Below are 23,602 nucleotides of genomic sequence, written 5' to 3'. Positions count from 1 at the left end.
GAATGCCTCGCCCGGTGGGCGAGGCAAAATCATCACAACTTCGCAAACACCCGACGTGCAGCATCGATGGTGTTATTGATATCTTCCATGCTGTGCGCCACAGACATAAAACCCGCTTCAAACGCTGACGGTGCCAGGTAAACACCTTCGTCCAGCATCATATGGAAGAAACGCTTAAAGCGTTCCACGTCACAGGCCATTACATCCTGATAGCACGTCACGGACTCGGCGTCGGTAAAGAAAATACCGAACATGCCGCCAACGTGGTTTACCACCAGCGGAATTCCGGCTTCTTCTGCCGCTTCCAGCAGACCTTCTGCCAGACGTGTTGTCAGCTCATCCAGCGTTTCGTGAACACCCGGCTGCGCGACTTCATTCAGACAGGCGAAACCAGCAGCCATCGCAATCGGGTTACCGGAAAGCGTACCCGCCTGATAGATCGGACCGGTCGGGGCCAGCGCATCCATTACATCACGACGACCACCGAATGCGCCTACCGGCATTCCACCGCCGATGATTTTGCCGAGGCAGGTGAGATCCGGTTCCACACCGTAATAATCCTGTGCGCCAGCTAGCGCTACGCGAAAACCGGTCATCACTTCATCGATGATCAGCAACGCGCCAAATTCGTCGCACAGCGCGCGCAGACCTGGCAGGAACTCTGGCAGCGGTGGAACGCAGTTCATATTGCCTGCCACCGGCTCGACGATAATACAGGCAATCTCTTGCGGGTATTGCTCAAACGCGGCGCGTACAGAGGCCAGATCGTTATAAGTACAGGTTAAGGTATGTTTGGCGAAATCTGCCGGAACGCCCGGCGAGTTTGGCTGGCCTAACGTGAGTGCACCAGAACCGGCTTTCACCAGCAGGCAGTCAGCGTGACCGTGGTAACAACCTTCAAATTTAATAATTTTGTCGCGACCGGTAAAACCACGGGCCAGGCGGATGGCGCTCATCGTCGCTTCAGTGCCGGAGTTCACCATGCGCACCATATCCATGGTCGGGACCAGTTCGGTCACCAGTTGCGCCATTTTCACTTCCATTTCGGTCGGTGCACCAAAGCTTAAACCACGCTCGGCGGCTTCAATCACGGCATTGCGGATCGCCGGATGGTTATGGCCCAGCACCATCGGCCCCCAGGAACCGACATAATCGATATAGGCTTTGCCATCAACATCGTACAGATAAGCGCCGTCCGCTTTTTCGATAAACAGTGGAGTGCCGCCCACGCCAGTAAAGGCGCGAACAGGGGAGTTCACACCGCCAGGGATCAGCTCGCGCGCTGCGCTGTAAAGATTTTCAGACTTACTCATGGAGGGTTCCTGATTCGTAGAAAAAGTGAATGGCTGCTATTCTATGTTATTCATAACAAGTTAAATACTCGTCAAACATCAGGCTGCTTGTACTGGTGCAATCCTGATTTCTTAGAGTATAAAAGTTTTGTGCATTTGAAACATTACGCTTTGCAAAGGATTTTCATGGAACGTGCGAGTAAAATGCCGTCATCTTATTTGTATGACCAATAAGTGATCATTGGATGAAAACTGATACTCCCTCTTTAGAAACACCGCAGGCCGCGCGCCTGCGACGCAGACAACTGATTCGCCAACTTCTTGAGCGCGATAAAACCCCGTTAGCCATTTTGTTTATGGCGGCAGTCGTCGGCACGCTTGTCGGGCTGGCTGCGGTTGCTTTTGACAAAGGTGTCGCCTGGTTGCAGAACCAACGTATGGGGGCACTGGTACATACTGCTGATAATTATCCGCTACTGTTAACCGTCGCTTTTCTCTGTTCGGCGGTGCTGGCGATGTTCGGCTACTTTTTGGTGCGCAAATACGCGCCGGAAGCAGGTGGTTCGGGGATCCCGGAAATTGAAGGGGCGCTGGAAGATCAACGTCCCGTTCGCTGGTGGCGTGTGTTGCCGGTGAAATTCTTTGGCGGGCTGGGAACACTCGGCGGAGGCATGGTGCTGGGGCGCGAAGGGCCAACCGTGCAGATCGGCGGTAATATCGGTCGCATGGTACTTGATATTTTCCGCCTGAAAGGTGACGAAGCGCGCCATACGCTGCTGGCAACCGGTGCTGCTGCGGGGCTGGCTGCGGCCTTTAACGCGCCGCTGGCGGGTATTTTGTTTATTATCGAAGAGATGCGTCCGCAGTTTCGCTATACGTTAATTTCGATTAAAGCGGTATTTATTGGTGTCATTATGTCGACCATTATGTACCGGATTTTTAATCATGAAGTTGCGTTGATTGACGTCGGTAAACTTTCTGACGCGCCGCTTAATACACTATGGCTTTATCTGATCCTCGGTATTATTTTTGGCATTTTCGGCCCTATTTTTAATAAATGGGTGCTGGGGATGCAGGATTTGCTGCACCGTGTGCACGGCGGCAATATTACCAAATGGGTACTGATGGGCGGTGCGATTGGCGGTCTGTGTGGATTGCTGGGGTTTGTGGCACCAGCAACGTCGGGCGGCGGTTTTAACCTGATTCCTATCGCTACCGCGGGGAATTTCAGCATGGGAATGCTGGTGTTTATCTTCGTCGCGCGGGTCATTACCACCTTACTCTGCTTCTCTTCCGGCGCGCCGGGCGGTATTTTTGCCCCGATGCTGGCGCTGGGTACTGTGCTGGGAACCGCTTTCGGAATGGTTGCCGTTGAGCTGTTTCCGCAATATCACCTTGAGGCGGGGACGTTTGCTATTGCCGGAATGGGGGCATTACTGGCGGCATCTATTCGCGCGCCGTTAACGGGGATCATTCTGGTTCTGGAGATGACCGATAACTACCAGCTCATTTTGCCTATGATTATTACCGGTCTTGGCGCAACACTATTAGCGCAATTTACCGGCGGGAAACCGCTATACTCGGCGATTCTTGCGCGCACGCTGGCAAAACAGGAAGCTGAGCAACTGGCGCGAAGCAAGGCCGCATCAGCCAGCGAGAATACTTGAACGAAATACCAGGGTATTAGATAATGGCGATTATTATTGGGTTAGAATTTGCCCAATTGCCGATGTCGTTTGGAGCAAAATATGAGTGATGACGTAGCACTGCCGCTGGAGTTTACCGACGCAGCAGCCAACAAAGTTAAAAGCCTGATCGCTGACGAAGATAACCCGAATCTGAAATTACGCGTGTATATCACCGGTGGCGGTTGCAGCGGCTTCCAGTATGGTTTCACCTTTGATGATCAGGTGAACGAAGGCGATATGACCATCGAAAAACAGGGCGTTGGCCTGGTGGTTGATCCGATGAGCCTGCAATATCTGGTCGGCGGTTCCGTTGATTATACCGAAGGTCTGGAAGGTTCTCGTTTCATCGTGACCAACCCGAACGCGAAAAGCACCTGCGGTTGCGGTTCTTCCTTTAGTATCTAATCTGTTGTTCATGTGCCGGATAAACTATCCGGCACATCTTCTCTCTTCAACGCCCATTCTCATCCAGCGCAAACGTCGGTAGCTTAAGATGCCAACGAATAGCCGCCAGCCGAATCAATAGCGTCACGACCATGCCCATCATACTGGCTGTTTCCAGTGGTACGGAAAATGTGTAATAAGCCGTAGCGTGGACAATACCGCCGATAATACAGGCTGTTGCGTAGATTTCTGTACGTAAAATCATGGGGATTTCGCGGGCCAGTACATCACGAATGATCCCGCCGCCAACGCCAGTAATGACGCCCATACAAACCGCGATTAACGGACCGGCTTCCGCATTAAAGGCTTTATTCACGCCAATGCCGACAAACACCGCCAGACCAACAGCGTCCAGCACCGGCAACATCCATTTTGGTAAGCGTCTTGGCTGGCGCACCAGCACGATGGTCAGCATGCTGGTGACCATTGCAACGACCAGATCGGTGGGATCTTTCACCCAAAATACCGGGCCGTGATCCAGCGCCATGTCGCGAATTGTTCCGCCGCCTACTGCGGTAACCACGCCCAGTACCAGAACACCAAAAGGGTCCATACGCAATTTTCCGGCTAACAAAACGCCGGAGATGGCAAATACCGCTGTGCCGACTATATCCAGCCAATAGACGAGCATTGTTCAATCCCCACTGAGCACCTGAAAAGGTCAGGCGCTAATCTACCTGTGAAAGCGCATTACAGAGCTGTTGTGCAGCGAGGATAATACGTGGGCTTGCACGTTCAAACCAGTCACTCGTGAGAGGAATAACGGGAATTTTGAGCTGTTCACCCCAGTATTGTTTGATTTTAGGAATTTGGTCCGGTCCGCCTGTAATGACAATCGCCTGTGGCGATCGTGCTAACACCTGTTCGCGGCTAACTTGCGGCCAGGGAACCCGGCTGTCTTTAAAGATGTTTTCTCCGCCACAAACTTCGAGTACCTGGTTTTGAATCGACTCTTTTCCACTGGTAAATGGCGGATTAATGCCGAATTGCAGAAAAACACGTTTTTTAGGTTTATCAGCATATTGCGCTTTCAATTGCGCGTACTGGTCCAGCAGGGATTGCGCGGCTTGTTCGGCCTTGTCTGGTTGCGGACTCCAGGGGGCCAGTTGACGTAACGCATTGGCAATTTGTTCAATGCTTGTCGCATCGACCCACATCACTTTTATTCCCAGCGAAGCCAGCTGGTCAACCTGCCGCTCGGCATTACCTCCACGCCAGGCAATCACCAGATCGGGTTTCAGCGCCACAATGCGTTCCAGATTCATCCCCTGCCAGGTGGAAACCTGCTCAATCTTTTGCGCTTGTGGAGGATAGTCGGAATAGCTGCTGACCCCAACCGGCGTGATCCCGGCGGCAAAGGCAAGTTCAGTGTTGGCGGGAGAAAGCGTGATGACGCGCGGCGCGGCGTTGAGCCACAGCGGCGCGAGAAAAGACAGGGCGACCAGCGCCCTGAACAGTGACTTAGCCATGTGCCAGTTTCTGCACCAGTGACTCAACCATCAGGCTGGACTGTTTAGCGGCAACAGCCAGGAACTCATCGAAGCTGAGATGAGACTGTTGATCGGCCACGTCGGAGATGGCGCGTACTACGACAAACGGGACGTTGAAATTGTGGCAGACATGGGCGATTGCCGTCGCTTCCATCTCTACAGCAATGGCCTGTGGGAAGTTGTGGCGGATTTTTGCCAGACCAACAGAACCGTTGATGAAAGCGTCGCCGCTAACAATCAGGCCACGTACAGCGTTAAGATTTAGTTCGGCAATGCAGGCCTCAGCGGCAGCGATCAGTTTATCGTCAGCTTTAAAGCCTGCCGGACAGCCTGGTAACTGACCGTATTCATAACCAAATGCCGTGACATCCGCGTCGTGATAACGTGCTTCGTCCGAGACAACGATATCGCCCACTTTCAGCGTTGGTGCCAGGCCACCGGCAGAACCGGTGTTAATAATCACATCTGGCTTGCAGTGTTCCAACAGCAAAGTGGCACCCAGCGCCGCAGCGACTTTACCGATGCCCGATTTCAGAAGCGCAACCTCGGTTCCATTCAGTTGGCCGGTATAGATTTCGCAACCGCCGAGACTGATAGTTTGACGGTTTTCGATTTTGTCACGCAGCAGCGTAACTTCTTCTTCCATTGCACCAATGATGCCGATTTTCATAGATTTACTCGCGATAAGCCCGATTTGAAGGCATAGTTTACCATGCGCTTACGGGGAAGCGTATTTCTCACGCGGGAGAGGACATGGCACAGATTGATTTCCGAAAAAAAATAAACTGGCATCGTCGTTACCGTTCACCACAGGGCGTTAAAACCGAACATGAGATCCTGCGAATCTTCGAGAGCGATCGCGGGCGTATCATCAACTCTCCGGCAATTCGTCGTCTGCAACAAAAGACCCAGGTTTTTCCACTGGAGCGCAATGCCGCCGTGCGCACGCGTCTTACCCACTCGATGGAAGTCCAGCAGGTGGGGCGCTACATCGCCAAAGAAATTTTAAGCCGTCTGAAAGAGCTTAAATTGCTGGAAGCATACGGCCTGGATGAACTGACCGGCCCCTTTGAAAGTATTGTTGAGATGTCATGCCTTATGCACGATATCGGCAATCCGCCGTTTGGTCATTTTGGCGAAGCGGCGATAAATGACTGGTTTCGCCAGCGTTTGCACCCGGAAGATGCCGAAAGCCAGCCTCTGACTGACGATCGCTGCAGCGTGGCGGCACTACGTTTACGGGACGGGGAAGAACCGCTTAACGAGCTGCGGCGCAAAATACGTCAGGACTTATGTCATTTTGAGGGGAATGCACAAGGCATTCGCCTGGTGCATACATTGATGCGGATGAATCTCACCTGGGCACAAGTTGGCGGTATTTTAAAATATACCCGTCCGGCGTGGTGGCGTGGCGAAACGCCTGAGACACATCACTATTTAATGAAAAAGCCGGGTTATTATCTTTCTGAAGAAGCCTATATTGCCCGGTTGCGTAAAGAACTTAATTTGGCGCTTTACAGTCGTTTTCCATTAACGTGGATTATGGAAGCTGCCGACGACATCTCCTATTGTGTGGCAGACCTTGAAGATGCGGTAGAGAAAAGAATATTTACCGTTGAGCAGCTTTATCATCATTTGCACGAAGCGTGGGGCCAGCATGAGAAAGGTTCGCTCTTTTCGCTGGTGGTTGAAAATGCCTGGGAAAAATCACGCTCAAATAGTTTAAGCCGCAGTACGGAAGATCAGTTTTTTATGTATTTAAGGGTAAACACTCTAAATAAACTGGTACCCTACGCGGCACAACGATTTATTGATAATCTGCCTGCGATTTTTGCCGGAACGTTTAATTATGCATTATTGGAAGATGCCAGCGAATGCAGCGATCTTCTTAAGCTTTATAAAAATGTCGCTGTAAAACATGTGTTTAGCCATCCAGATGTCGAACAGCTTGAATTGCAGGGCTATCGGGTCATTAGCGGATTATTAGAGATTTATCGTCCTTTATTAAGCCTGTCGTTATCAGACTTTACTGAACTGGTAGAAAAAGAACGGGTGAAACGTTTCCCTATTGAATCGCGCTTATTCCACAAACTCTCGACGCGCCATCGGCTGGCCTATGTCGAGGCTGTCAGTAAATTACCGTCAGATTCTCCTGAGTTTCCGCTATGGGAATATTATTACCGTTGCCGCCTGCTGCAGGATTATATCAGCGGTATGACCGACCTCTATGCGTGGGATGAATACCGACGTCTGATGGCCGTAGAACAATAACCAGGCTTTTGTAAAGACGAACAATAAATTTTTACCTTTTGCAGAAACTTTAGTTCGGAACTTCGCGCTATAAAACGAATCTGAAGAACACAGCAATTTTGCGTTATCTGTTAATCGAGACTGAAATACATGAAAAAAACCACATTAACACTGAGTGCACTGGCTCTGAGTTTAGGTTTGGCGTTATCTCCGCTCTCTGCAACGGCGGCTGAGACTTCTTCAGCAACGACAGCCCAGCAGATGCCAAGCCTTGCACCGATGCTCGAAAAGGTGATGCCTTCAGTGGTCAGCATTAACGTAGAAGGTAGCACAACCGTTAATACGCCGCGTATGCCGCGTAATTTCCAGCAGTTCTTCGGTGATGATTCTCCGTTCTGCCAGGAGGGTTCTCCGTTCCAGAGCTCTCCGTTCTGCCAGGGGGGCCAGGGCGGTAATGGCGGCGGCCAGCAACAGAAATTCATGGCGCTGGGTTCCGGCGTCATCATTGATGCCGATAAAGGCTATGTCGTCACCAACAACCACGTTGTTGATAACGCGACGGTGATTAAAGTCCAGCTGAGCGATGGTCGTAAGTTCGACGCGAAGATGGTTGGCAAAGATCCGCGCTCTGATATCGCGCTGATCCAGATCCAGAATCCGAAAAACCTGACCGCAATTAAGATGGCGGATTCTGATGCACTGCGCGTGGGTGATTACACCGTAGCAATTGGTAACCCGTTCGGCCTGGGCGAGACAGTAACTTCCGGGATTGTCTCTGCGCTGGGGCGTAGCGGCCTGAATGCCGAAAACTACGAAAACTTCATCCAGACCGATGCAGCGATCAACCGTGGTAACTCCGGTGGTGCGCTGGTTAACCTGAACGGCGAACTGATCGGTATCAACACCGCGATCCTCGCACCGGACGGCGGCAACATCGGTATCGGTTTTGCTATCCCGAGTAACATGGTGAAAAACCTGACCTCGCAGATGGTGGAATACGGCCAGGTGAAACGCGGTGAGCTGGGTATTATGGGGACTGAGCTGAACTCCGAACTGGCGAAAGCGATGAAAGTTGACGCCCAGCGCGGTGCTTTCGTAAGCCAGGTTCTGCCTAACTCCTCCGCTGCAAAAGCGGGCATTAAAGCGGGTGATGTGATCACCTCACTGAACGGTAAGCCGATCAGCAGCTTTGCTGCCCTGCGTGCTCAGGTGGGTACTATGCCGGTGGGCAGCAAACTGACCCTGGGCTTACTGCGCGACGGTAAGCAGGTTAACGTGAACCTGGAACTGCAGCAGAGCAGCCAGAATCAGGTTGATTCCAGCTCCATCTTCAACGGCATTGAAGGCGCTGAGATGAGCAACAAAGGCAAAGATCAGGGCGTGGTAGTGAACAACGTGAAAACGGGCACTCCGGCTGCGCAGATCGGCCTGAAGAAAGGTGATGTGATTATTGGCGCGAACCAGCAGGCAGTGAAAAACATCGCTGAACTGCGTAAAGTTCTCGACAGCAAACCGTCTGTGCTGGCACTGAACATTCAGCGCGGCGACAGCACCATCTACCTGTTAATGCAGTAATCTCCCTCAACCCCTTCCTGAATACGGGAAGGGGTTCTCCTTATAATCTGTGAACTTCGCCACAACTCCATACATCTTCATCATCCTTTGGGCATTTGCACAATGCCGTACGTTACGTACTTCCTTATGCTAAGCCGTGCATAACGGAGGACTTATGGCTGGCTGGCATCTTGATACCAAAATGGCGCAGGATATCGTGGCACGTACCATGCGCATCATCGATACCAATATCAACGTAATGGATGCCCGCGGGCGAATTATCGGCAGCGGCGATCGTGAGCGTATTGGTGAATTGCACGAAGGAGCATTGCTGGTACTTTCACAGGGACGAGTCGTCGATATCGATGATGCGGTGGCACGTCATCTGCACGGTGTGCGGCAGGGGATTAATCTGCCGTTACGGCTGGAAGGTGAAATTGTCGGCGTAATTGGCCTGACAGGTGAACCAGAGAATCTGCGTAAATATGGCGAACTGGTCTGCATGACGGCTGAAATGATGCTGGAACAGTCGCGGTTGATGCACCTGTTGGCGCAGGATAGCCGTTTGCGGGAAGAACTGGTGATGAACCTGATTCAGGCTGAGGAGAATACCCCCGCACTTACTGAATGGGCGCAACGGCTGGGGATCGATCTCAATCAACCGCGAGTGGTGGCTATTGTTGAGGTCGACAGCGGTCAGCTTGGCGTGGACAGCGCAATGGCGGAGTTACAGCAACTGCAAAACGCGCTGACTACGCCCGAGCGTAATAATCTGGTGGCGATTGTCTCGCTAACCGAAATGGTGGTGTTGAAACCGGCGTTGAACTCTTTTGGGCGCTGGGATGCAGAAGATCATCGTAAGCGAGTTGAACAACTGATTACCCGCATGAAAGAGTACGGCCAGCTGCGTTTTCGCGTTTCGCTGGGTAACTATTTTACCGGACCGGGTAGTATTGCCCGCTCTTATCGTACGGCGAAAACGACGATGGTGGTGGGTAAACAGCGGATGCCAGAAAGTCGCTGCTATTTTTATCAGGATCTGATGTTGCCTGTGTTACTCGACAGTTTGCGTGGCGACTGGCAGGCCAACGAACTGGCGCGACCGCTGGCGCGGCTGAAAGCGATGGATAATAACGGCTTGCTGCGACGTACGCTGGCGGCGTGGTTTCGCCATAACGTGCAGCCGCTGGCAACGTCAAAGGCGCTGTTTATTCATCGTAATACCCTGGAGTATCGGCTTAATCGCATATCGGAACTGACCGGGCTGGATTTGGGCAATTTTGATGACAGGTTGCTACTGTATGTCGCGTTGCAACTGGATGAAGAGCGGTAGGTCGATTACAAAATTACAGCCGGGTGAGACTTTACCCGGCCCACAGAATGGCATTATTTACGCGTCAGTTTTTCCAGATCGGCTTCAATCTCGCTGATCTTATTGGTTACTACTGACTCCAGGTGACGTAAGTCGTCGAGGATCTTACGCTTAAGATCAACTTCGCTGCGGTCACGCTGGCAGATTTGATCAAGCTCATCAATGATATACCGTAGATTCGGGCTGATTTCCTGCACTTCTTTATAACCCTGACCCACACCATCGGCGACGACCGTTTTACGCTGACGCGGATATTTAAATTTCACGCTCTTGGCAAAAAACTCGCCTTTGTCTTTCTGGAAATAGATTTTCAGAATATCGTTGTTGGCTTCCTGCCGGAGGCTGTAACGATCAATTTCTTCAGGATTGGTAATACCCAGACTTTTCAGATTGTCGTACATAGCGTTACCTCAAAATGAGTCAGTAAATTGTGCTTATTTTAGCATTTGGCCTGGCCCGCCCGGCTCGACTGTGATCGCAGAAAGCCTTTTTCTTCCAGACTTCTATCATGGCGTAAAAATCAAAAAATTACCTGCTTTATTGTGGCGATATTCCATGGGATGGATTAGCACATTTATCTTCGTTTTGCGAATTACATGACAGTCCGAAACAAGATGAAAAAGTATTTAAAAAAGGGGGAGGAAGAATGAGTAGGACGAATTATTCTGAACCAGAAAGCAATCGGGCAGCGTCGTGCTGCCCGTGTGCATACTTTTAGTCGATGGTACGCAGCAGTTCGTTAATGCCGACTTTGCCGCGAGTTTTCGCGTCAACTTTCTTAACGATAACCGCACAGTAAAGACTGTATTTGCCATCTTTCGACGGCAGATTACCTGAAACAACCACAGACCCCGCCGGAACGCGACCGTAGTGGATTTCGCCGGTTTCACGGTCGTAAATACGGGTGCTCTGACCGATGTATACGCCCATGGAAATGACGGAACCTTCTTCGACAATAACGCCTTCAACCACTTCAGAACGCGCGCCAATGAAGCAGTTATCTTCAATAATGGTCGGGTTCGCCTGCAATGGCTCCAGCACGCCGCCGATACCTACGCCACCGGAAAGATGGACGTTTTTACCAATCTGCGCACAGGAACCGACGGTCGCCCAGGTATCAACCATGGTGCCTTCATCAACATATGCGCCGATGTTGACGTAAGACGGCATCAGCACGGTGTTACGGGCAATGAACGCACCCTGACGTACCGCCGCTGGTGGTACAACGCGGAAGCCTTCTTTCTGGAAACGCGCTTCATCGTAGTTGGCGAATTTCATCGGCACTTTATCGAAGTAGCGGCTTTCTGCCCCTTCGATCACCTGATTATCATTAATACGGAAAGAGAGCAGCACCGCCTTTTTCAACCACTGATGCGTCACCCACTGACCGTCAATTTTTTCCGCCACACGCAGTGCGCCGGAATCCAGCAGGGCGATCACCTGATTTACCGCTTCGCGGGTAACGGTGTCTGCATTGGCTGGCGTGATCTCGGCACGGCGTTCAAAAGCGGTTTCAATAATGTTCTGTAACTGCTGCATTGTTAAACTCTTTTCATATCAGTAAACACATCACCCTTTATCGTTTGGATTGAGGGCCTCTGTCAACCGCTGATGCACTTCCTGCTGCAACTCGTTATTAAGTGCACGCCGGTCAGCGGTGGCAATTATGAATAAATCTTCTACTCGTTCGCCAATGGTTGTAATTCGGGCACCATGAAGCGAAATTCCCAGATCGGCAAAAATTTTCCCGACTCGCGCCAGCAGTCCAGGTTGGTCGAGGGCGATCAGTTCGAGGAACGATTTGCGGTCGGTATGGGTCGGCAAAAACGTTACTTCGGTTTCAACAGTAAAATGGCGCAATTTGGCAGGTTGGCGACGGGGCTGCGGTGGCTGCCAGCTACTTTGTGTCAGTACTTGCTCCAGACCAAACCGAATAACTTCATGGCGATCTGCGGACAGCGGGCTGCCATCGGGTTCCAGCACGATAAAGGTATCCATCGCCATACCGTCGCGAGTGGTGAAAATTTGTGCGTCGTGGACACTTAAATTGCGGCGGTCTAATTCGGCACTGACGGCGGCAAACAGATAGGGGCGGTCCGGGCTCCAGATAAAAATCTCGGTGCCTCCACGCGTAGCCTGCGGACTAAGCAATACCAGCGGTTTGCTTAAATCATGCTGTAATAAATGGCGCGCATGCCAGGCCAGTTGATTTGGGCTATGGCGGACAAAATAGTTAGCACGACAGCGTGACCAAATTTGGTGCAGCGCCTCTTCGTCGATGTTATCCATGCGCAGCAGTGCCAGCGCCTGGAGTTGGTGATGGCGAACCCGTTCGCGCATATCCGGCGTGTTTTGCATTCCGCGTCGTAGCTGTTTTTCGGTGGCAAAATAGAGTTCGCGCAACAGACTTTGCTTCCAGCTATTCCACAGCGTTTCGTTGGTGGCGCAAATGTCAGCCACCGTCAGGCATACCAGATAACGAAGTCGGTTTTCTGTTTGCACTTCTTCGGCAAACTGCTTGATGACTTCCGGATCCTGAATATCGCGGCGCTGAGCTGTCACCGACATCAGCAAGTGCTGGCGAACCAGCCAGGCGACCAGCTGTGTTTCGCGTGAGTTCAGCCCGTGGAGTTCGGCAAAATGCACTACATCCTGAGCACCGAGAATGGAGTGGTCGCCGCCGCGTCCTTTGGCGATATCGTGAAACAGCGCGGCGATGAAAATCAGCTCAGTTGACGGCAGGCGCGGCCAGACGTCCACACACAACGGATGGCGCTGGCGTGTTTCTTCACTGGCAAAACTCTCCAGTTTCAGCATCACGCGAATAGTATGTTCATCCACCGTGTAGGCGTGGAACAGGTCAAACTGCATCTGCCCGACGATATGCGACCATTGGGGCATATACGCGCCGAGCACGCTATGACGATGCATCGGTAATAGTCCGCGACGCACCGCACCAGGGTGACGCAGAATGCTCAAAAACAGTTTTCGCGCTTCCGGAATATTACACAGCGGTTGTTGCAAATGGCGACGGGCGTGGCGTAACTGGCGCAGCGTGGTAGAGTAAATGCCAGTGATCGCACTGTTGCGCACCATGGTGTAGAACATACGCAAGATGGCTTCCGGCTGGCGCATAAATAGTGTTTCATCACGCAGGTCGATTAGCGTACCGCGTAGCTGAAACTCATCGTCGATTGGACGTGGTTTTTCGTCGGCGGGAAGGGCGAGGATGGCTTCATCGAACAGTTGCAGCAGCATCTGGTTGAGTTCACTGACGCGGCGTGTAACGCGGAAGTAATCCTTCATCATCCGCTCGACCGGTTCGTTACCTTCACCACTGTAATTCAAACGCTGGGCGACGCTAAGCTGGCGATCAAACAGCAGGCGATTATCGTAACGGCTGACGACCAGATGCAGGGCAAAGCGAATACGCCACAATATATGCAGACATTCGTTTAATTCCGCTCGCTCCGCTGAGGTTAAGAAGCCAAACCCGACCATTTCATCCAGCGATGTTGCGCCAAAATGACGGCGGGCCACCCATTGCAGCGTGTGGATATCGCGCAAGCCGCCAGGGCTACTTTTGATGTCTGGCTCAAGGTTGTAGCTGGTGCCGTGGTAACGCTGATGGCGCTGGTTCTGTTCTTCAACTTTCGCTGCGTAGAACTTGTCGGAAGGCCAGAATCCTTCGCTAAAAATATGTTTTTGCAGTTCGAGGAAGAGCGCTACATCGCCAATTAATAAGCGGGATTCGATTAAATTGGTGGCGACGGTTAAATCCGATAACCCTTCCAGCATGCACTCTTCAAGCGTGCGCACGCTATGACCGACTTCCAGCTTCACATCCCAGAGCAGCGTTAACAGCTCGCCCACTTTTTGCGCCTGATCATCCGGGAGCTTTTTACGGCTTAAAATCAGTAAATCGATGTCGGAAAGTGGATGCAGCTCGCCACGACCATAACCACCGACGGCAACCAATGCCAGGTCGGCAATCTGGCTGAATCCCGCTTCAATCCATAATCGTTGCAGGAGCTGGTCTATGAACTCGGTACGTGCCTCAATCAACTGTTCTGCGGAGATCCCATTGTCAAAGGCATCACCCAGCCAACGCTGGAAAGTATCGATATGGGCTTTTATCCCACAGACGGTTAATTTATCACGGGGCCAGGCACATGGATTTTGCGGTTGACCGGGCAGGGTGGGGAGAGCGGTGTTTGCGTACTGTTCTGGAAGGGTATTCATTGTGCGCCACCCATAAGATTAAATTATCGCATTAAAAAAGCCGGCATTCGCCGGCTTCATCTTATTCGTCGTGCGAGATTATCGCCGGGATGGTGTCATCCTTGCGTAGCGTCAGAATTTCGCAGCCGTTATCAGTCACCACAATAGTATGCTCGTATTGTGCAGACAAGCTGCGATCTTTGGTTTTTACCGTCCAGCCATCTTTCATGGTGCGGATCTCTTTTTTACCCGCGTTGACCATTGGCTCAATGGTGAAGGTCATTCCCGGTTTCAGCACGACGTTGGTTTCACGGGAGTCATAGTGCAGCACCTGCGGTTCTTCATGGAAGCCGCGACCAATACCGTGTCCGCAATATTCACGAACGACGGAGAAGCCTTCTGCTTCGACAAATTTCTGAATTGCCGCACCGATTTCGCGCAGATTAATGCCAGGTTTTACCATGCGTAGCGCCAGGTACAGGCTTTCTTGCGTGATGCGGCACAGACGTTCGCCCATGATGGTCGGCTTACCGACGATAAACATTTTCGAGGTGTCGCCGTGGAAACCATCTTTGATTACGGTGACATCAATGTTAACGATATCGCCATCTTTCAGCAGCTTGGCGTCGTCCGGGATACCGTGGCACACCACTTCATTAATAGAGATGCAGACGGATTTCGGATAGCCGTGATAGCCGAGGCAGGCAGAAACCGCGTGTTGTTCATTAACAATGTAATCATTACAGATGCGATCCAGCTCGCCGGTGCTGACGCCCGGTTTAACATACGGTTCGATCATCTCCAGCACTTCGGCAGCCAGTCGGCCAGCGACGCGCATTTTTTCGATATCTTCTGGGGTCTTGATTGAGATAGCCATTAATTCTGTCCATCAGCGTCGGTGATACCGACAATATATATGTAAGTGCCGTCAATGGTATCACACCCGGGCAAATTGAGAATCATTCTGAATTTCGCCAAACGTGCCACTGAAGGTTTTCTATAATAGAAAATTCAACGTCTGATGCTGTACACAGCGCCAACAATTATTGGTGTCCACGACGTATTTGTGGTATAAAGCGCGCCGGACTTCCGATCCATTTCGTATACACAGACTGGACGGAAGCGACAATCTCACTTTGTGTAACAACACACACGTATCGGCACATATTCCGGGGTGCCCTTTGGGGTCGGTAATATGGGATACGTGGAGGCATAACCCCAACTTTTATATAGAGGTTTTAATCATGGCAACTGTTTCCATGCGCGACATGCTCAAGGCTGGTGTTCACTTCGGTCACCAGACCCGTTACTGGAACCCGAAAATGAAGCCGTTCATCTTCGGTGCGCGTAACAAAGTTCACATCATCAACCTTGAGAAAACTGTACCGATGTTCAACGAAGCTCTGGCTGAACTGAACAAGATTGCTTCTCGCAAAGGTAAAATCCTTTTCGTTGGTACTAAACGCGCTGCAAGCGAAGCGGTGAAAGACGCTGCTCTGAGCTGCGACCAGTTCTTCGTGAACCATCGCTGGCTGGGCGGTATGCTGACTAACTGGAAAACCGTTCGTCAGTCCATCAAACGTCTGAAAGACCTGGAAACTCAGTCTCAGGACGGTACTTTCGACAAGCTGACCAAGAAAGAAGCGCTGATGCGCACTCGTGAGCTGGAGAAACTGGAAAACAGCCTGGGCGGTATCAAAGACATGGGCGGTCTGCCGGACGCTCTGTTTGTAATCGATGCTGACCACGAACACATTGCTATCAAAGAAGCAAACAACCTGGGTATTCCGGTATTTGCTATCGTTGATACCAACTCTGATCCGGACGGTGTTGACTTCGTTATCCCGGGTAACGACGACGCAATCCGTGCTGTGACCCTGTACCTGGGCGCTGTTGCTGCAACCGTACGTGAAGGCCGTTCTCAGGATCTGGCTTCCCAGGCGGAAGAAAGCTTCGTAGAAGCTGAGTAATAAGGCTTGATAACTCCCCCAAAATAGTTCGAGTTGCAGAAAGGCGGCAAGCTCGAGAATTCCCGGGAGCTTACATCAGTAAGTGACAGGGATGAGCGAGCGAAGATAACGCATCTGCGGCGCGAAATATGAAGGGGGAGAGCCCTTATAGACCAGGTAGTACACGTTTGGTTAGGGGGCCTGCATATGGCCCCCTTTTTCACTTTTATATCTGTGCGGTTTAATGCCGGGCAGATCACATCTCCGAGGATTTTAGAATGGCTGAAATTACCGCATCCCTGGTAAAAGAGCTGCGTGAGCGTACTGGCGCAGGCATGATGGATTGCAAAAAAGCACTGACTGAAGCTAACGGCGACATCGAACTGGCAATCGAAAACATGCGTAAGTCCGGTGCTATTAAAGCAGCGAAAAAAGCAGGCAACGTTGCTGCTGACGGCGTGATCAAAACCAAAATCGACGGCAACTACGGCATCATTCTGGAAGTTAACTGCCAGACTGACTTCGTTGCAAAAGACGCTGGTTTCCAGGCGTTCGCAGACAAAGTTCTGGACGCAGCTGTTGCTGGCAAAATCACTGACGTTGAAGTTCTGAAAGCACAGTTCGAAGAAGAACGTGTTGCGCTGGTAGCGAAAATTGGTGAAAACATCAACATTCGCCGCGTTGCTGCGCTGGAAGGCGACGTTCTGGGTTCTTATCAGCACGGTGCGCGTATCGGCGTTCTGGTTGCTGCTAAAGGCGCTGACGAAGAGCTGGTTAAACACATCGCTATGCACGTTGCTGCAAGCAAGCCGGAATTCATCAAACCAGAAGACGTATCCGCTGAAGTGGTAGAGAAAGAATACCAGGTACAGCTGGATATCGCGATGCAGTCTGGTAAGCCGAAAGAAATCGCAGAGAAAATGGTTGAAGGCCGCATGAAGAAATTCACCGGCGAAGTTTCTCTGACCGGTCAGCCGTTCGTTATGGAACCAAGCAAAACTGTTGGTCAGCTGCTGAAAGAGCATAACGCTGAAGTGACTGGCTTCATCCGCTTCGAAGTGGGTGAAGGCATCGAGAAAGTTGAGACTGACTTTGCAGCAGAAGTTGCTGCGATGTCCAAGCAGTCTTAATCATCGAAAAGGAGCCGCCTGAGGGCGGCTTCTTTTTGTGCCCATCTTGTAAATTCAGCTAACCCTTGTGGGGCTGCGCTGAAAAGCGACGTACAATGTCGCTAGTATTAATTCATTTCAATCGTTGACAGTCTCAGGAAAGAAACATGGCTACCAATGCAAAACCCGTCTATAAACGCATTCTGCTTAAGTTGAGTGGCGAAGCTCTGCAGGGCACTGAAGGCTTCGGTATTGATGCAAGCATACTGGATCGCATGGCTCAGGAAATCAAAGAACTGGTTGAACTGGGTATTCAGGTTGGTGTGGTGATTGGTGGGGGTAACCTGTTCCGTGGCGCTGGTCTGGCGAAAGCGGGTATGAACCGCGTTGTGGGCGACCACATGGGGATGCTGGCGACCGTAATGAACGGCCTGGCAATGCGTGATGCACTGCACCGCGCCTATGTGAACGCTCGTCTGATGTCCGCTATTCCATTGAATGGCGTGTGCGACAGCTACAGCTGGGCAGAAGCTATCAGCCTGTTGCGCAACAACCGTGTGGTGATCCTCTCCGCCGGTACAGGTAACCCGTTCTTTACCACCGACTCAGCAGCGTGCCTGCGTGGTATCGAAATTGAAGCCGATGTGGTGCTGAAAGCAACCAAAGTTGACGGCGTGTTTACCGCTGATCCGGCGAAAGATCCAACCGCAACCATGTACGAGCAACTGACTTACAGCGAAGTGCTGGAAAAAGAGCTGAAAGTCATGGACCTGGCGGCCTTCACGCTGGCTCGTGACCATAAATTACCGATTCGTGTTTTCAACATGAACAAACCGGGTGCGCTGCGCCGTGTGGTAATGGGTGAAAAAGAAGGGACTTTAATCACGGAATAATTCCCGTGATGGATAAATAAGGGTAAGATTCCGCGTAAGTATCGCGGGGGCGTAAGTCTGGTTATAAGGCGTTATTGTTGCAGGCAGTTTGGTCACGGCCAGCGCGCAGCAACCGGAGCGTACACAAGTACGTGAGGATGGCGAGCACTGCCCGGGGCCAAAATGGCAAATAAAATAGCCTAATAATCCAGACGATTACCCGTAATATGTTTAATCAGGGCTATACTTAGCACACTTCCACTGTGTGTGACTGTCTGGTCTGACTGAGACAAGTTTTCAAGGATTCGTAACGTGATTAGCGATATCAGAAAAGATGCTGAAGTACGCATGGACAAATGCGTAGAAGCGTTCAAAACCCAAATCAGCAAAATACGCACGGGTCGTGCTTCTCCCAGCCTGCTGGATGGCATTGTCGTGGAATATTACGGCACGCCGACGCCGCTGCGTCAGCTGGCAAGCGTAACGGTAGAAGATTCCCGTACTCTGAAAATCAACGTGTTTGATCGTTCAATGTCTCCGGCCGTTGAAAAAGCGATTATGGCGTCCGATCTTGGCCTGAACCCGAACTCTGCGGGTAGCGACATCCGTGTTCCGCTGCCGCCGCTGACGGAAGAACGTCGTAAAGATCTGACCAAAATCGTTCGTGGTGAAGCAGAACAAGCGCGTGTTGCAGTACGTAACGTGCGTCGTGACGCGAACGACAAAGTGAAAGCACTGTTGAAAGATAAAGAGATCAGCGAAGACGACGATCGCCGTTCTCAGGACGATGTACAGAAACTGACTGATGCTGCAATCAAGAAAATTGAAGCGGCGCTGGCAGACAAAGAAGCAGAACTGATGCAGTTCTGATTTCTTGAACGACAAAAACGCCGCTCAGTAGATCCTTGCGGATCGGCTGGCGGCGTTTTGCTTTTTATTCTGTCTCAACTCTGGATGTTTCATGAAGCAACTCACCATTCTGGGCTCGACCGGCTCGATTGGTTGCAGCACGCTGGACGTGGTGCGCCATAATCCCGAACACTTCCGCGTAGTTGCGCTGGTGGCAGGCAAAAATGTCACTCGCATGGTAGAACAGTGCCTGGAATTCTCTCCCCGCTATGCCGTAATGGACGATGAAGCGAGTGCGAAACTTCTTAAAACGATGCTACAGCAACAGGGTAGCCGCACCGAAGTCTTAAGTGGGCAACAAGCCGCTTGCGATATGGCAGCGCTTGAGGATGTTGATCAGGTGATGGCAGCCATTGTTGGCGCTGCTGGGCTGTTACCTACGCTTGCTGCGATCCGCGCGGGTAAAACCATTTTGCTGGCCAATAAAGAATCACTGGTTACCTGCGGACGTCTGTTTATGGACGCCGTAAAGCAGAGCAAAGCGCAATTGTTACCGGTCGATAGCGAACATAACGCCATTTTTCAGAGTTTACCGCAACCTATCCAGCATAATCTGGGATACGCTGACCTTGAGCAAAATGGCGTGGTGTCCATTTTACTTACCGGGTCTGGTGGCCCTTTCCGTGAGACGCCATTGCGCGATTTGGCAACAATGACGCCGGATCAAGCCTGCCGTCATCCGAACTGGTCGATGGGGCGTAAAATTTCTGTCGATTCGGCTACCATGATGAACAAAGGTCTGGAATACATAGAAGCGCGTTGGCTGTTTAACGCCAGCGCCAGCCAGATGGAAGTGCTGATTCACCCGCAGTCAGTGATTCACTCAATGGTGCGCTATCAGGACGGCAGTGTTCTGGCGCAGCTGGGGGAACCGGATATGCGTACGCCAATTGCCCACACCATGGCATGGCCGAATCGCGTGAACTCTGGCGTGAAGCCGCTCGATTTTTGCAAACTAAGTGCGTTGACATTTGCCGCACCGGATTATGATCGTTATCCATGCCTGAAACTGGCGATGGAGGCGTTCGAACAAGGCCAGGCAGCGACGACAGCATTGAATGCCGCAAACGAAATCACCGTTGCTGCTTTTCTTGCGCAACAAATCCGCTTTACGGATATCGCCGCGTTGAATTTATCCGTACTGGAAAAAATGGATATGCGCGAACCACAATGTGTGGACGATGTGTTATCTGTTGATGCGAACGCGCGTGAAGTCGCCAGAAAAGAGGTGATGCGTCTCGCAAGCTGAGGATAATCCGGCTACAGAGAGTCGCGCTATTTGTTAGCGTAGGGCTTCAGTGATATAGTCTGCGCCATCTGATCGTAAGTAGTTGGCTTTATAAGGTCAGGTATGCCGTGGTTTTACACGGCTTTTTTTTGTATAGGCTTCAGTATTCCTGAGTACCGTAAACCCTGTCAGGGAATAAGAAACGCGTGATGTTGTCTGCTACTCAACCACTTAGCGAAAAATTGCCAGCGCATGGCTGTCGTCATGTTGCGATCATTATGGACGGCAATGGTCGCTGGGCAAAAAAGCAAGGGAAGATTCGTGCCTTTGGGCATAAAGCCGGGGCAAAATCCGTCCGCCGGGCTGTCTCTTTTGCGGCCAACAACGGTATTGAGGCGTTAACTCTGTATGCCTTTAGTAGTGAAAACTGGAACCGACCAGCGCAGGAAGTCAGTGCGTTAATGGAACTGTTTGTGTGGGCGCTTGATAGCGAAGTAAAGAGTCTGCACCGACATAACGTGCGTCTGCGTATTATTGGCGATACCAGTCGCTTTAACTCGCGTTTGCAAGAACGTATTCGTAAATCTGAAGCGCTAACAGCCGGGAATACCGGTCTGACGCTGAATATTGCGGCGAACTACGGTGGACGTTGGGATATAGTCCAGGGAGTCAGGCAACTGGCTGAAAAGGTGCAGCAAGGAAACCTGCAACCAGATCAGATAGATGAAGAGATGCTAAACCAGCATGTCTGTATGCATGAACTGGCCCCTGTAGATTTAGTAATTAGGACTGGGGGGGAGCATCGCATTAGTAACTTTTTGCTTTGGCAAATTGCCTATGCCGAACTTTACTTTACAGATGTTCTCTGGCCCGATTTCGATGAACAAGACTTTGAAGGGGCGTTAAATGCCTTTGCTAATCGAGAGCGTCGTTTCGGCGGCACCGAGCCCGGTGATGAAACAGCCTGATGGGGGTCGCTTTTGCTGAAGTATCGCCTGATATCTGCTTTTGTGTTAATACCCGTCGTCATCGCGGCGTTGTTTCTGTTGCCGCCGGTGGGGTTCGCCATTGTAACGCTGGTGGTCTGTATGCTGGCAGCGTGGGAATGGGGACAGCTTAGCGGTTTTACCACTCGCTCGCAGCGAGTATGGTTGGCGGTGTTATGCGGGTTATTGTTGGCGCTGATGCTTTTTCTGTTGCCGGAATATCACCGAAATATTCATCAACCGCTGGTTGAAATCTCACTTTGGGCTTCGCTGGGTTGGTGGATTGTCGCGCTATTGCTGGTGCTGTTTTACCCTGGTTCCGCAGCAATCTGGCGTAACTCTAAAACATTGCGCATTATTTTTGGCGTGCTAACCATTGTTCCCTTCTTCTGGGGCATGCTGGCGTTACGGGCCTGGCACTACGACGAGAATCATTACAGTGGCGCAATATGGCTGCTCTATGTCATGATCCTGGTATGGGGCGCTGACTCTGGCGCATATATGTTTGGCAAATTGTTTGGTAAACATAAACTGGCACCGAAGGTTTCTCCGGGTAAAACCTGGCAAGGCTTTATCGGTGGACTCGCGACTGCAGCGGTAATCTCATGGGGTTATGGCATGTGGGCGAATCTCGACGTCGCTCCCGTCACCTTACTCATTTGCTCTATTGTCGCAGCGTTAGCCTCAGTGCTCGGCGATCTGACCGAGAGTATGTTTAAGCGTGAAGCAGGAATTAAGGACAGCGGTCATTTAATTCCAGGACACGGTGGTATTTTAGATCGTATTGATAGCCTGACGGCTGCGGTACCGGTCTTTGCTTGCTTGTTGTTACTGGTATTCAGGACGCTTTAACGGAAGGTAATATGCTGAGTTTTCTCTGGGATTTGGCTTCGTTCATCGTTGCACTGGGTGTACTTATCACCGTGCATGAATTTGGTCATTTCTGGGTTGCCCGGCGTTGTGGTGTTCGCGTTGAGCGTTTCTCAATAGGGTTTGGTAAGGCGCTCTGGCGGCGAACTGATAAGTTAGGCACCGAATATGTTATCGCCCTGATCCCGTTGGGCGGTTATGTCAAAATGCTGGATGAGCGCGCAGAACCGGTCGTTCCGGAACTCCGCCACCATGCCTTCAATAATAAATCTGTCGGCCAACGAGCGGCGATTATTGCCGCAGGTCCGGTTGCAAACTTCATTTTTGCTATCTTTGCCTACTGGCTGGTTTTTATTATTGGTGTGCCTGGCGTACGTCCGGTGGTTGGCGAAATAGCAGCCAATTCGATAGCTGCGGAAGCACAAATTGCACCAGGTACGGAACTAAAAGCCGTAGATGGTATCGAAACGCCTGATTGGGATGCCGTGCGTTTGCAGTTGGTCGATAAAATTGGCGATGAAAGCACCACCATTACAGTAGCGCCATTTGGCAGCGACCAACGGCGGGATGTAAAGCTCGATTTACGTCACTGGGCGTTTGAGCCTGATAAAGAAGATCCGGTATCTTCGCTGGGGATTCGTCCTCGTGGGCCGCAAATTGAACCTGTACTGGAAAATGTGCAGCCAAACTCGGCGGCAAGCAAGGCAGGTTTGCAAGCAGGCGACAGGATCGTTAAAGTCGATGGTCAGCCCTTAACGCAGTGGGTGACCTTTGTGATGCTTGTCCGGGATAACCCGGGTAAATCCTTAGCGTTAGAAATCGAAAGGCAGGGGAGTCCCTTGTCTTTGACATTAATCCCGGAGAGTAAACCGGGTAATGGTAAAGCGATTGGTTTTGTCGGTATTGAGCCGAAAGTCATTCCTTTGCCTGATGAGTATAAAGTTGTACGCCAGTATGGGCCGTTCAACGCCATCGTCGAAGCCACGGACAAAACGTGGCAGTTGATGAAGCTGACGGTCAGTATGCTGGGAAAATTGATCACCGGTGATGTGAAACTGAACAACCTCAGTGGGCCGATCTCTATCGCCAAGGGGGCTGGGATGACAGCGGAACTCGGGGTTGTTTATTACCTGCCGTTTCTTGCGCTTATTAGCGTGAACTTAGGGATAATTAACCTGTTTCCGTTGCCTGTACTTGACGGGGGGCATCTGCTGTTCCTTGCGATCGAAAAGATCAAGGGCGGACCGGTATCCGAGCGGGTTCAAGACTTTTGTTATCGCATTGGCTCGATTCTGCTGGTGCTGTTAATGGGGCTTGCACTTTTCAATGATTTCTCTCGGTTATGAGAGTTAGTTAGGAAGAACGCAT

Annotated in this window: 23 protein-coding genes; 15 read left to right on the top strand and 8 right to left on the bottom strand. The window is 51.3% G+C overall.

Annotated features, from left to right (window positions below):
- Window positions 1–32: 32 nt before the first annotated feature.
- Window positions 33–1,313: a glutamate-1-semialdehyde 2,1-aminomutase gene (gene hemL, locus ACJHX3_RS21480; RefSeq protein ID WP_000045289.1), complete on the bottom strand. Its 1,281-nt coding sequence runs from the start codon at window positions 1,311–1,313 to the stop codon at window positions 33–35.
- 165 nt (window positions 1,314–1,478) lie between these two features.
- Here hemL and yadX point away from each other — a divergent pair, with 165 nt between their 5' ends.
- Genes yadX through erpA form a run of 4 tightly spaced genes read left to right on the top strand, consistent with a single transcriptional unit; the run spans window position 1,479 to window position 3,385 of the window.
- Window positions 1,479–1,526 carry a protein YadX gene (yadX, locus tag ACJHX3_RS21475; RefSeq protein ID WP_211180485.1) on the top strand — a complete coding sequence of 16 codons (48 nt, stop codon included), beginning with the start codon at window positions 1,479–1,481 and terminating at the stop codon, window positions 1,524–1,526.
- Window positions 1,527–1,537: 11 nt separating this feature from the next.
- Complete coding sequence (gene clcA, locus ACJHX3_RS21470; RefSeq protein ID WP_000845394.1) at window positions 1,538–2,959, top strand: H(+)/Cl(-) exchange transporter ClcA; 1,422 nt, start codon at window positions 1,538–1,540, stop codon at window positions 2,957–2,959.
- Window positions 2,960–2,982: 23 nt separating this feature from the next.
- Window positions 2,983–3,048 carry a small protein YadW gene (yadW, locus tag ACJHX3_RS21465; RefSeq protein WP_120795373.1) on the top strand — a complete coding sequence of 22 codons (66 nt, stop codon included), beginning with the start codon at window positions 2,983–2,985 and terminating at the stop codon, window positions 3,046–3,048.
- Complete coding sequence (gene erpA / locus ACJHX3_RS21460) at window positions 3,041–3,385, top strand: iron-sulfur cluster insertion protein ErpA (RefSeq protein ID WP_001295564.1); 345 nt, start codon at window positions 3,041–3,043, stop codon at window positions 3,383–3,385. The genes yadW and erpA overlap by 8 nt, the downstream gene beginning before the upstream one ends.
- Before the next feature lie 46 nt (window positions 3,386–3,431).
- Here the strand turns inward: erpA and ACJHX3_RS21455 are convergent, their stop codons facing one another.
- The 3 genes from ACJHX3_RS21455 to mtnN are packed head-to-tail and all read right to left on the bottom strand — an operon-like array spanning window position 3,432 to window position 5,584.
- Window positions 3,432–4,055: a TRIC cation channel family protein gene (locus tag ACJHX3_RS21455; RefSeq protein ID WP_000964221.1), complete on the bottom strand. Its 624-nt coding sequence runs from the start codon at window positions 4,053–4,055 to the stop codon at window positions 3,432–3,434.
- A gap of 37 nt (window positions 4,056–4,092) precedes the next feature.
- On the bottom strand, window positions 4,093–4,893 hold the full coding sequence (gene btuF, locus ACJHX3_RS21450) for a vitamin B12 ABC transporter substrate-binding protein BtuF (RefSeq protein ID WP_001129927.1): 801 nt from the start codon (window positions 4,891–4,893) through the stop codon (window positions 4,093–4,095).
- A complete protein-coding gene (gene mtnN, locus ACJHX3_RS21445; RefSeq protein ID WP_000689844.1) occupies window positions 4,886–5,584 on the bottom strand; it encodes a 5'-methylthioadenosine/S-adenosylhomocysteine nucleosidase in 699 nt (232 codons plus the stop codon). The genes btuF and mtnN overlap by 8 nt, the downstream gene beginning before the upstream one ends.
- An 83-nt stretch (window positions 5,585–5,667) precedes the next feature.
- On the opposite strand from mtnN, the gene dgt reads away from it, so the two are divergent.
- The 3 genes from dgt to cdaR all read left to right on the top strand — a co-directional run bounded on the left by dgt (window position 5,668) and on the right by cdaR (window position 10,051).
- Window positions 5,668–7,185 carry a dGTPase gene (gene dgt, locus ACJHX3_RS21440; RefSeq protein ID WP_094321715.1) on the top strand — a complete coding sequence of 506 codons (1,518 nt, stop codon included), beginning with the start codon at window positions 5,668–5,670 and terminating at the stop codon, window positions 7,183–7,185.
- 129 nt (window positions 7,186–7,314) lie between these two features.
- Entirely contained in the window at window positions 7,315–8,739 is a 1,425-nt protein-coding gene (gene degP, locus ACJHX3_RS21435) for a serine endoprotease DegP (RefSeq protein WP_061357680.1), read from the top strand.
- A 154-nt stretch (window positions 8,740–8,893) separates the two neighbouring features.
- Entirely contained in the window at window positions 8,894–10,051 is a 1,158-nt protein-coding gene (cdaR, locus tag ACJHX3_RS21430) for a DNA-binding transcriptional regulator CdaR (protein ID WP_000929439.1), read from the top strand.
- A 53-nt stretch (window positions 10,052–10,104) separates the two neighbouring features.
- Here the strand turns inward: cdaR and ACJHX3_RS21425 are convergent, their stop codons facing one another.
- The 4 genes from ACJHX3_RS21425 to map form a co-directional block, all read right to left on the bottom strand.
- Window positions 10,105–10,491 (bottom strand): DUF3461 family protein, encoded by a 387-nt coding sequence (locus ACJHX3_RS21425; protein WP_000272188.1) that lies wholly within the window; start codon window positions 10,489–10,491, stop codon window positions 10,105–10,107.
- 313 nt (window positions 10,492–10,804) lie between these two features.
- A complete protein-coding gene (gene dapD / locus ACJHX3_RS21420; protein WP_001186656.1) occupies window positions 10,805–11,629 on the bottom strand; it encodes a 2,3,4,5-tetrahydropyridine-2,6-dicarboxylate N-succinyltransferase in 825 nt (274 codons plus the stop codon).
- A gap of 30 nt (window positions 11,630–11,659) precedes the next feature.
- Window positions 11,660–14,332, bottom strand: coding sequence for a bifunctional uridylyltransferase/uridylyl-removing protein GlnD (gene glnD / locus ACJHX3_RS21415; RefSeq protein ID WP_001094559.1), 2,673 nt, complete (start codon window positions 14,330–14,332; stop codon window positions 11,660–11,662).
- Window positions 14,333–14,393: 61 nt separating this feature from the next.
- A complete protein-coding gene (map, locus tag ACJHX3_RS21410; RefSeq protein WP_001018194.1) occupies window positions 14,394–15,188 on the bottom strand; it encodes a type I methionyl aminopeptidase in 795 nt (264 codons plus the stop codon).
- 367 nt (window positions 15,189–15,555) lie between these two features.
- Between map and rpsB the strand changes: the two genes are divergently transcribed.
- The 8 genes from rpsB (at window position 15,556) to rseP (ending at window position 23,580) form a co-directional block, all read left to right on the top strand.
- Entirely contained in the window at window positions 15,556–16,281 is a 726-nt protein-coding gene (rpsB, locus tag ACJHX3_RS21405) for a 30S ribosomal protein S2 (protein WP_000246882.1), read from the top strand.
- 257 nt (window positions 16,282–16,538) lie between these two features.
- A complete protein-coding gene (tsf, locus tag ACJHX3_RS21400) occupies window positions 16,539–17,390 on the top strand; it encodes a translation elongation factor Ts (protein WP_000818114.1) in 852 nt (283 codons plus the stop codon).
- Window positions 17,391–17,536: 146 nt separating this feature from the next.
- Entirely contained in the window at window positions 17,537–18,262 is a 726-nt protein-coding gene (gene pyrH / locus ACJHX3_RS21395) for a UMP kinase (RefSeq protein WP_000224573.1), read from the top strand.
- Window positions 18,263–18,553: 291 nt separating this feature from the next.
- Window positions 18,554–19,111 (top strand): ribosome recycling factor, encoded by a 558-nt coding sequence (gene frr / locus ACJHX3_RS21390; RefSeq protein ID WP_000622418.1) that lies wholly within the window; start codon window positions 18,554–18,556, stop codon window positions 19,109–19,111.
- Window positions 19,112–19,202: 91 nt separating this feature from the next.
- A complete protein-coding gene (gene ispC, locus ACJHX3_RS21385) occupies window positions 19,203–20,399 on the top strand; it encodes a 1-deoxy-D-xylulose-5-phosphate reductoisomerase (RefSeq protein ID WP_000811923.1) in 1,197 nt (398 codons plus the stop codon).
- Between the two features lie 188 nt (window positions 20,400–20,587).
- Window positions 20,588–21,346 (top strand): (2E,6E)-farnesyl-diphosphate-specific ditrans,polycis-undecaprenyl-diphosphate synthase, encoded by a 759-nt coding sequence (gene ispU, locus ACJHX3_RS21380; RefSeq protein WP_001295562.1) that lies wholly within the window; start codon window positions 20,588–20,590, stop codon window positions 21,344–21,346.
- Window positions 21,347–21,358: 12 nt separating this feature from the next.
- Window positions 21,359–22,216, top strand: a complete 858-nt coding sequence (cdsA, locus tag ACJHX3_RS21375; protein ID WP_000922437.1) for a phosphatidate cytidylyltransferase — start codon at window positions 21,359–21,361, stop codon at window positions 22,214–22,216.
- 11 nt (window positions 22,217–22,227) lie between these two features.
- Window positions 22,228–23,580 carry a sigma E protease regulator RseP gene (gene rseP / locus ACJHX3_RS21370; RefSeq protein ID WP_001295561.1) on the top strand — a complete coding sequence of 451 codons (1,353 nt, stop codon included), beginning with the start codon at window positions 22,228–22,230 and terminating at the stop codon, window positions 23,578–23,580.
- The last annotated feature ends 22 nt before the right edge of the window (window positions 23,581–23,602 follow it).

This window comes from Escherichia sp. WS1265, from assembly GCF_046487585.1.
Taxonomy (GTDB): domain Bacteria; phylum Pseudomonadota; class Gammaproteobacteria; order Enterobacterales; family Enterobacteriaceae; genus Escherichia; species Escherichia coli.
The sequence above is the reverse complement of the archived record's forward strand: the minus strand, read 5'-3'. Positions and strand labels throughout refer to the sequence as shown.